Source organism: Nocardia sp. NPDC047648 (genome assembly GCF_040642815.1).
Taxonomy (GTDB): Bacteria; Actinomycetota; Actinomycetes; order Mycobacteriales; family Mycobacteriaceae; genus Nocardia; species Nocardia gamkensis.
Genome location: NZ_JBEYSX010000004.1, coordinates 99,787 through 108,113 on the forward strand (window position 1 = coordinate 99,787; position 8,327 = coordinate 108,113).

At 67.3% G+C, this 8,327-nt stretch carries 7 protein-coding genes; 4 read left to right on the plus strand and 3 right to left on the minus strand.

What is annotated here, in order from left to right:
• Positions 1-366 precede the first annotated feature (366 nt).
• Both pcrA and ABZ803_RS11505 read left to right on the plus strand, forming a co-directional pair.
• A complete protein-coding gene (gene pcrA / locus ABZ803_RS11500; RefSeq protein WP_357035622.1) occupies positions 367-2,949 on the plus strand; it encodes a DNA helicase PcrA in 2,583 nt (860 codons plus the stop codon).
• Positions 2,950-3,012: 63 nt separating this feature from the next.
• Entirely contained in the window at positions 3,013-3,438 is a 426-nt protein-coding gene (locus tag ABZ803_RS11505) for a hypothetical protein (protein ID WP_357035625.1), read from the plus strand.
• A 73-nt stretch (positions 3,439-3,511) separates the two neighbouring features.
• On the opposite strand, the gene ABZ803_RS11510 is transcribed toward ABZ803_RS11505, so the two are convergent.
• Positions 3,512-4,084, minus strand: a complete 573-nt coding sequence (locus ABZ803_RS11510) for a TetR/AcrR family transcriptional regulator (RefSeq protein ID WP_357035627.1) — start codon at positions 4,082-4,084, stop codon at positions 3,512-3,514.
• 416 nt (positions 4,085-4,500) lie between these two features.
• On the opposite strand from ABZ803_RS11510, the gene ABZ803_RS11515 reads away from it, so the two are divergent.
• Positions 4,501-6,054: an MFS transporter gene (locus ABZ803_RS11515; RefSeq protein WP_357036321.1), complete on the plus strand. Its 1,554-nt coding sequence runs from the start codon at positions 4,501-4,503 to the stop codon at positions 6,052-6,054.
• Between the two features lie 99 nt (positions 6,055-6,153).
• Here ABZ803_RS11515 and ABZ803_RS11520 read toward each other — a convergent pair whose 3' ends face one another.
• Both ABZ803_RS11520 and ABZ803_RS11525 read right to left on the minus strand, forming a co-directional pair.
• On the minus strand, positions 6,154-6,321 hold the full coding sequence (locus tag ABZ803_RS11520; RefSeq protein ID WP_357035630.1) for a hypothetical protein: 168 nt from the start codon (positions 6,319-6,321) through the stop codon (positions 6,154-6,156).
• Between the two features lie 5 nt (positions 6,322-6,326).
• Complete coding sequence (locus ABZ803_RS11525; RefSeq protein WP_357035633.1) at positions 6,327-6,641, minus strand: hypothetical protein; 315 nt, start codon at positions 6,639-6,641, stop codon at positions 6,327-6,329.
• A gap of 54 nt (positions 6,642-6,695) precedes the next feature.
• Here ABZ803_RS11525 and ABZ803_RS11530 point away from each other — a divergent pair, with 54 nt between their 5' ends.
• Positions 6,696-8,084 (plus strand): helix-turn-helix transcriptional regulator, encoded by a 1,389-nt coding sequence (locus ABZ803_RS11530; RefSeq protein ID WP_357035636.1) that lies wholly within the window; start codon positions 6,696-6,698, stop codon positions 8,082-8,084.
• The last annotated feature ends 243 nt before the right edge of the window (positions 8,085-8,327 follow it).

The following is an 8,327-nucleotide window of genomic DNA, read 5'->3' on the forward strand; positions in this document are numbered from 1 at the left end:
GAACATGGATCGGCGCGTGCTCGCGGCTCGTTACCGACCGGTTCTTTCACCGTGAAACAGACCTGGTGGGGCCTCGTATTGTCCCCCCAGAAAGGTGTGCTCAGGTACAGGCTCCGCGATCCCGGCGTTCGGCTGGCAGCCGAATCGGATGTCTGGCGAAAGCGCTGAGCATGTCGCCAGTGTGCCACGGGCTGGGGGGTATGCAAAACATATACGTTTGGGAATCGCGCGAGATTCGCAGGTTGTTTCACCCACCCTTCCCACCAGCGGGAGTTCACTCGCCGTTCAGCCATCCGGCGCCGAACCGATACCGATCTCACCCGGGGCTTCATCTGTGTCGGTGGCCGCCGGTAGCGTGGATGGACGATGGACATCACGGTGGCTCCCAAGACGCAGGCCGGTCGGATCGTGCACCCGGATCCGGCATCGAAACCGCAGTTCGCCGGCGGTAACGCGGCGGAGGGGTCGCAGCCCGCCGTCGGCGCGGCGCCGCCGACCGACGCGGAGCGCGAGCGCCAGCGCGCCGAGCGGGAACAGCGGCGCGCCGAGGAGGCCGAGCGGCTGCTCGACGGCTTGAATCCGCCGCAGCGCGCGGCGGTCGTGCACACCGGATCCCCGCTGCTCATCGTGGCGGGCGCGGGCTCGGGCAAGACGGCGGTGCTCACCCGCCGCATCGCCTACCTGCTGGCCGCCCGTGGCGTCACGCCGGGTCAGGTGCTGGCCATCACGTTCACCAACAAAGCCGCCGCCGAGATGCGGGAGCGGGTGACCGGACTGGTCGGCCCGCGGGCGAACGCCATGTGGGTGTCGACGTTCCACTCCAGTTGCGTCCGCATCCTGCGCACCCAGGCGGCGCTGCTGTCCGGGCTGAACTCCAACTTCTCGATCTACGACGCGGACGATTCGCGGCGCCTGCTCACCATGATCAGCCGCGACCTCGACATCGACACCAAGAAGTACTCCGCGCGCCTGCTGGCGACGGCGATCTCCAATCTGAAGAACGAACTCATCGATCCGGCCCGCGCCACCGCCGACGCGGAATCCGACGACACCGAGCTGCCCGGTCTGGTCGCGCGGGTCTACACCGAATACCAGCGCAGGCTGCGCTCGGCGAACGCGCTGGACTTCGACGACCTCATCGGTGAGACGGTGGCGTTGCTCCAGAATCACCCGCAGGTCGCCGAGTACTACCGCCGCCGGTTCCGGCACGTGCTGGTGGACGAGTACCAGGACACCAACCACGCGCAGTACGTCCTGGTCCGCGAGCTGGTCGGCCACCACGTGGAAGACGGCGCCGAGGACCGGGTCCCGCCGAGCGAACTGTGCGTCGTCGGCGACGCCGACCAGTCCATCTACGCCTTCCGCGGCGCGACGATCCGCAATATCGAGGAGTTCGAGCGCGACTTCCCCGACGCCGAAACCATTCTGCTGGAGCAGAACTACCGCTCCACCCAGCACATCCTCTCCGCCGCCAACGCGGTGATCTCGCGAAACGAGAACCGGCGCGAGAAGAAGCTGTGGACCGATTCCGGCGAAGGCGATCTGATCACCGGCTACGTCGCCGACAACGAACACGACGAGGCGTCGTTCGTCGCGCGCGAGATCGACCGGCTGGTCGACCAGGGCGAGGCCAACTACGGCGACGTCGCCGTGTTCTACCGCACCAACAACAACTCCCGCGCGCTGGAAGAGATCTTCATCCGGATGGGCCTGCCCTACAAGGTGGTCGGCGGCGTCCGCTTCTACGAGCGCAAAGAGGTCCGCGACATCGTCGCCTACCTGCGGGTGCTGGAGAACCCGGAGGACGCGGTGAGCATGCGCCGCATCCTGAACACGCCGCGCCGCGGCATCGGCGACCGCGCCGAAGCCTGCGTGGCGGTCCATGCCGAACAACGCGGCGTCGGTTTCGCCGCCGCCCTGCGCGACGCCGCCGAAGGCAAGGTGGCGCTGCTGAATACGCGCGCGCAGCGAGCCATCGCGGGCTTCCTGGAACTGCTCGACGACATCCGGGCCGCGGGCGAACGCGCGGAGTCCGACTTCCCCGATGTCGGCAACGTCGTCGAAGCGGTGCTCGAGCGCACCGGTTATCGCGCCGAACTGGAGGCCTCCGACGACCCCCAGGACGGCGCCCGGCTGGACAACCTCAACGAGCTGGTCAGCGTCGCGAGGGAATTCAGCTCGGAGGCGCAGAACAACGCGGAGGCGGCCCGGCAGGAGGGGCTGCTGCCCGAGGTGGGCGAAGGGGAGCCGGATCCCGGTTCGCTCGCCGCGTTCCTCGAGCGGGTCTCGCTGGTGGCCGACACCGACCAGATCCCGGACGAGGGCTCCGGCGTGGTCACGATGATGACGTTGCACACCGCCAAGGGCCTGGAATTCCCGGTGGTGTTCGTGACCGGTTGGGAGGACGGGCAGTTCCCGCACATGCGGGCGCTCGGCGATCCCACCGAGCTGGCCGAGGAACGACGCCTCGCCTACGTGGGCATCACCAGGGCCCGGCAGCGCCTGTACCTGACGCGGGCGGTGGTGCGGTCCGGCTGGGGGCAGCCGGTGTCGAACCCGGAATCGCGTTTCCTGCAGGAGATCCCCGGCCACCTCATCGACTGGCGCAGGCTCGAGCCCGCCGGATCGCCCGCAACGAGGGGCTTGCGGCGTCGCGGCGGTGACGACGACGGGCTGGAACGGGATTGGACGCGCGGCGACGGGTGGTCGGAGCCACGGCCCGGCTTGCGCGATCGCGGCCCGCGCAGGCCCGCTCCCGGCGGCGCGACCCGCAACAACACGAACTTGGTGCTCGCCGTGGGCGATCGGGTCAGCGACGACAAGTACGGTCTCGGCCGGGTGATCGCCGCGGAGGGCTTCGGGCCGTTGGCCACGGTGACCATCGACTTCGGCACCGCGGGCAAGATCCGGTTGATCCCGCAGTACAGCCGGACGCTGGTCAAGCTCTGAGCTACCGGCGTCGGGCCTTCGGACCCTGCCGCGCGGACGCGTTCCGCCGGTAGGGTCCGCGCTATGGACACGGTCGCGCAGCACATTCTGTGGTTTCTGCCCATGTTGTGGCTCGGCATGGTGCTGGCCATCTCGTTCCTGGAAGCACCGCTGAAATTCCGTGCCCCCGGGGTCACGCTGCCGCTGGGACTCGGCATCGGCCGCTTGGTGTTCCGCGCGCTGAACGCCGCGGAGGCCGTGCTCGCCGTGCTTCTGGTGGTCGCCGCACTGATCACCGGCCCCGGCAAGCCGACCTGGTTGTGGCTGGGCGTGGCCGTGGTGCTGCTGGCCGTCCAGATCCTCGTCGTGCGCCCGCCGCTGTCCCGCCGCGCCGATCGCGTGCTGGCGGGCGAGGATCTGCCGCGCTCGCACGCGCACTACTGGTACATCGGCCTGGAGGTCGCCAAGGTCATCACGTTGCTCGGTCTCGCGATCGCGGCCGCACCCTAGGCGTCCACCTACGTTGCTGTCATAGCTGACCGCTCGTAACCGTCCGCGTCCGTTGTCGCGAGGGGCGGCGTGGTCAGGGTGCCTCGAGATGGATTCCGAGCAGTTCGCGGAGCTGGTCGTAGGTGCGGTTGAGGGGTGCGATGCTGCGATCTGCGATCGACATCATGACTGCGCCCTCGATCGCCGCGATTGTCGTGGTCGCCAGGCTCTGGGCTGTCCGGGCCGGTACGCCCTGCGCGATGGCTTTCTCGGCCAGGTGGTGTTCCCAGCGCCGGAATGCCTGGCTGGATATTTCTCGGGCGGCCGGTGCTTCGCTTCCGCCGTATGCCGCGGCGGCGATCGGGCATCCGGACTGGTAGTCGCTGGTAACCAGCACCCATTTCCAATACTCGACGAAGGCCCGCAGCATTTCCTGCGACGAAAGCGTCTCGGCCATCTGCTCGATCATCTGCTCGATCCAGGCGCCCGCGGTCCGGACGGACTCCTCGATCAACTCCGTCTTCCCGCCGGAGAAATGCTTGTAGATCGATTGTCGTGCGGTGCCGCTGTGCTCGAGCAGATCGGCCACCCCGGTGCCGGCCACCCCTCGACGTCTGATCAGCTCGATCGCGCTCTCGATCAAGCGCCGTCGCGCATCCGCAGCCATGAGCCTCTTTCCCCTTTGTACCGGCCATCCAGCCTAGCGACGCACTGAACAGTAGACCATCCAGTCTTCTGGATGGAGTCTCGGCTCCGGATCTCTTCGAAGAATGACGCGATCCCTCGCTTGCGATAGACCAAGCGTTCTATTACGCTGCCGTTAGCGTTACGCGAAGTAACATCAATTTGTCGGAGGGAACCGGTTTCAACCCCACCGCGGGGCCTGATATCGGCGTCCCTAGCTCTCGCGGAATCGAGCTGCCCCGCACCCCATGGCTGCCGGTCCGAGCTATCGCCCGTGCCCGGGGTCGGCGGCCGCTTTCCGAGTTGGCCCGCATTGCAATGACGAGGAGTCGATCACTCATGCCCCATTCATCTGTCGCCGAGCCGGCCGCACGGGCTGCGCACCCCGCAACTCCGAGCATGCGGGGGCGGTGGCAAGCCCTTGTCGTCATCTGCGTCGCGGAATTGCTCGTGGTGCTCGACAACACCGTCGTCAACGTCGCGTTGCCATCCCTGGGTGTGCAGTTGCACGCCGGTTTCAGCGGATTGCAGTGGGTTGTCGACGCGTACACGCTCGTCTTCGCGGGCTTGCTGCTCGCGTTCGGCCACCTCGGAGATCGCTACGGCCGCCGCCTGGTGATGATGGTCGGACTGGCCGGCGTCGCCGTCATGTCTCTGGGTGGCGCGTTGGCGACCGACCTGGCGCAGGTGATTGCCGCCCGCGCCGCTATGGGAGTGTTCGCCGCCGCTGTATTCCCCGCGACGTTGGCGCTGATCATCAATATCTTCACCGACGTCAGGGAACGGACCGTCGCCATCGCGGCGTGGACGGCGATGGCAGGCTTCGCCATCGCGATCGGGCCCACCGCGGGCGGCTGGCTACTCGAGCACTTCTCCTGGCACTCGGTCTTCTGGGTCAACGTTCCCGTCGCCACGATCGTCCTGCTTCTCGCCCGCATACTGCTTCCGGAATCGAAGGCGGCACACACCGGCGGGCTCGATGTGATCGGCATCGCCCTCTCGCTCCTGAGCGTCACCACCTTGGTGTGGACCATCATCGCCGCGCCGCATCAGGGCTGGCTCTCCCCGACCAGCCTGACGTGTTTCGCCTTCGCCGTGGTCTGCTTCGCGGTGTTCGTCCGATGGGAGATGCGCACTGCCTCGCCCGTACTGAACATGAACCTGTTCCGGATCCGGCGATTCTCCCTGCCCGCGGTGGCGATCGCGGTCGGCTACTTCTCCATGTTCGGATTCTTGTTCATGATCACCCAATACTTCCAGGGAGTGATGGAGCTGTCGCCGCTGCAATTCGGGTTGCACTCGCTACCGTTCGCCGTGGCCATCGCCGTCGGCGCCCCGTTGGCCACGCTGATCGCCCAGAAGGTCGGCACCACGGCAGTCATCGTCCTCGGTCTGGTGGTGATGAGTGCCGGGATGTTCATCGCCGGGCAGGTGAAAGTGGAGACACCGTATCTGGGTCCTGTGCTCGTCTCGATGGTGCTGATGGGTCTAGGGCTGGCGATCGTGCAGGGCCCGGCGACCGAATCGATCATGTCCTCGGTGGCCCTCGACGAAGCGGGAGCGGGCTCGGCGGTCAACGACACCACCCGCGAGGCGGGGGGAACGCTCGGCGTCGCGGTGCTGGGATCGATCGTGGCGTCGGTGTACACCACCGAGGTCGGACCGCGCATCGATGCCATCCCCGACTTCTTGATGACCCCGAACGAGAAGAGCTTCGCCCGCGAAAGCGTCATCGCTGTACTCGAAATGGCCAAGCGTCCCATCAATCCCGCCTTCGCCCAGCAGAAGGCCGACCTGATCTACGCGATGAAAGCCGCGTCTATGGAGGGGTTCCAACTCGCGTCCTACGTGACGGTTTCGGCATCGCTGATCGTCGCGGGTGCCATTGCCATCTTCCTGCCATGGAAACCCGCCGGCGACTCCATGCTCCTCGTCTGGAAGCGCAAGCCCTGAGGGGGCCGCGGGCAGGTGAACCCGAATCGACGGCAGGCACCTGGCCTTCCCAACGGCCCACTACCGCCTCCGCGACAGCGCCGCGAGGTGCGGGCGACCTCATCGACCGGCCCGTGCCTGCCGGTCGGACGCGCCGATCCCCGCCGCATGACGGAGCTGGGCCAGGAAGGCCGCCTTGTCGTCGCCTGTGACGAGGTAGTGCGAGATGCCGTCCGGGTGTCCGAGGCGACGGCGGTGCTGAGCCGCCGGACCGGACGGCAGTGGCAACGCGTTCAGCGCTCCTCCCGTGCGGTGTCCGGCTTCATCCGTCCGGCGTCGATGAGCGTCTGCCGGGCCGCCGCCTTACGCGGGCACTGGTCCGCCCGGCATTCCCTGTGCCGCTGCATCGTCTGGTGTGCTTCGGAAACGCTCAGCGGGTGCTCGGGAGCTTCATGCGGCCAGCCGGTAGGCCACAGCCCCGGGTCGGGCCGCTCGGCGCGAATCCGTTCGCGTTCGCGCTCGGCACGCCACTCGGCGGCTACCCGGTCGATGATCGCTTGCGCCGACATGTCGTCCGGTTCGGCGTCTCGCCACCAGTTGAACCCCATCGCGTTTCACCCCTGCTCTCGCTCGTCCTCTGGGCGCACGCCACCCGGCGGGGTGTGATCACCGGGGGCCGCTCACGGCTCGCGGTGCGTCTGTTCCAGACGGGAGCAGACGCGCCCGCCGGGTGGGTGCGGCTGCAAGCGTCGCGCGGAAAACATCGCTGTGGACTGGTAAAACGGCTACAGCACGTCTACCGATCCGCCTACCATTCACCCATGGGGACGGACGGGGGGTTGCCTCCTGACATCGGGGAACGTTTGCGAGCCGCCAGGCAGGCGGCGGGGCTCTCGCTGGCCGAACTGGCTGCGCGAATACCGTTCTCGCGCAGCTACTTGGGGCATGTCGAGACGGGGACGCGCGTCGCCTCGGCCGATGTGGTCGCGGCATACACACGCGCGTGCGGCGAAGTGACATGCGACCCTGTCACACTGGTCAGTATGTTGGGCCGAGCGGATGTGGACCGGCGGTCGTTCCTGCGCACGTCCGCCTACAGCGCGGCGCTTTCGGCGACCGCGCTGGTGTCGCAGTCGGACGTGGCCCGCTTGGTGCGAGTCGGCGACTCGGCGCACGTCGGCATGCCGGAAGTGCGCGCCGTCCAAGGGATCACGGACGCTTTCTTGCGCCTGGACGAAGTCAAGGGCGGCGGTATCGGCCGGACCGCTGTCGCCGAATTCCTGAGCACCGATGTCGCGTCACTGCTGCGTTCCCGGTTCGCCGATTCGACGGTCCGCTCCGCCGCGTTCAGCTCCGCCGCCGAGCTGGCATACCTGGCGGGTTTCAAAGCGCACGACGCGGGGGAGGACGGCATCGCGCAGCGGTATTACCTCTCGGCGCTACGGCTCGCGCAGGAGTCCGGTGTCCCGGGACAGGACGGCTTCTGTTTCCGCATTCTCGGGTTACACGCCACCGATGTACGACAGCCGCAGCATGCCGCCGAGCTTGCCGAGCGTGGAACGGCGGCGGCGCGGGACAAAGTAAGTCCGGACACCATGTCCTTGTTCCTGGTCGGTCTCGCGCGCTGCTACGCCGAAACGGGGCACCATCTAGCAGCGCGCAATACCTTGCGGGAGGCCGAACCATGGATAACCACTACGGAAATCACCACCGAGTTACCCCGGTGGGCGGCGCTCTGGTGCCCGAACAAAGCGAGTGTGGCCAGGCAGACGTCGAAAGCGTTCGCCGCCCTGGGTGATCACGTTGAAGCCGAGCGGTACCTGTACTTGTCGCATTCGATGTGGAGCCCCGAGACGCACACCAGGATTCACGCTCTTTCCGCCGCCGAAACAGGGCTGATTCGTTGGCGGCTCGGACGACACGAGGACGCAGCGAAGCTCTGGCGCTCCGCGCTACCTGTTCTGTCCGCGGTGTCCTCGGATCGGGCGTCGAAAGTTCTGCATAAGGTGCGAAAGGCCGCGCCGGAACTGTTCGCCAGCACGGCAACATGACAGCGCCTCGCTGCACGACGCAGGTCCCGGTTCAATGATCGAGGATGCCACGCAGACTGCCCAATCGGAGTTCCGCGCCGTAGCCGTCCGCTGCGACCGAGTGGGAACGCGTCGACCAGGCCCGCTAGATCAAAGTTCCTCCGCCACAGCGGGATTCACACGCCCGCAGCGCCCGGTGCGGGCGATGCAGACCTGAACCGCCGTCCGACGTCGGTCGACCAAGCGGCGCGTCGAACGCGTCCG

Coding starts and splice junctions, on each gene's coding strand:
- pcrA (WP_357035622.1), top strand. CDS start 367: ATGGACATCACGGTGGCTCCCAAGACGCAGGCCGGTCGGATCGTGCAC.
- ABZ803_RS11505 (WP_357035625.1), top strand. CDS start 3,013: ATGGACACGGTCGCGCAGCACATTCTGTGGTTTCTGCCCATGTTGTGG.
- ABZ803_RS11510 (WP_357035627.1), bottom strand. CDS start 4,084: ATGGCTGCGGATGCGCGACGGCGCTTGATCGAGAGCGCGATCGAGCTG.
- ABZ803_RS11515 (WP_357036321.1), top strand. CDS start 4,501: ATGCGGGGGCGGTGGCAAGCCCTTGTCGTCATCTGCGTCGCGGAATTG.
- ABZ803_RS11525 (WP_357035633.1), bottom strand. CDS start 6,641: ATGGGGTTCAACTGGTGGCGAGACGCCGAACCGGACGACATGTCGGCG.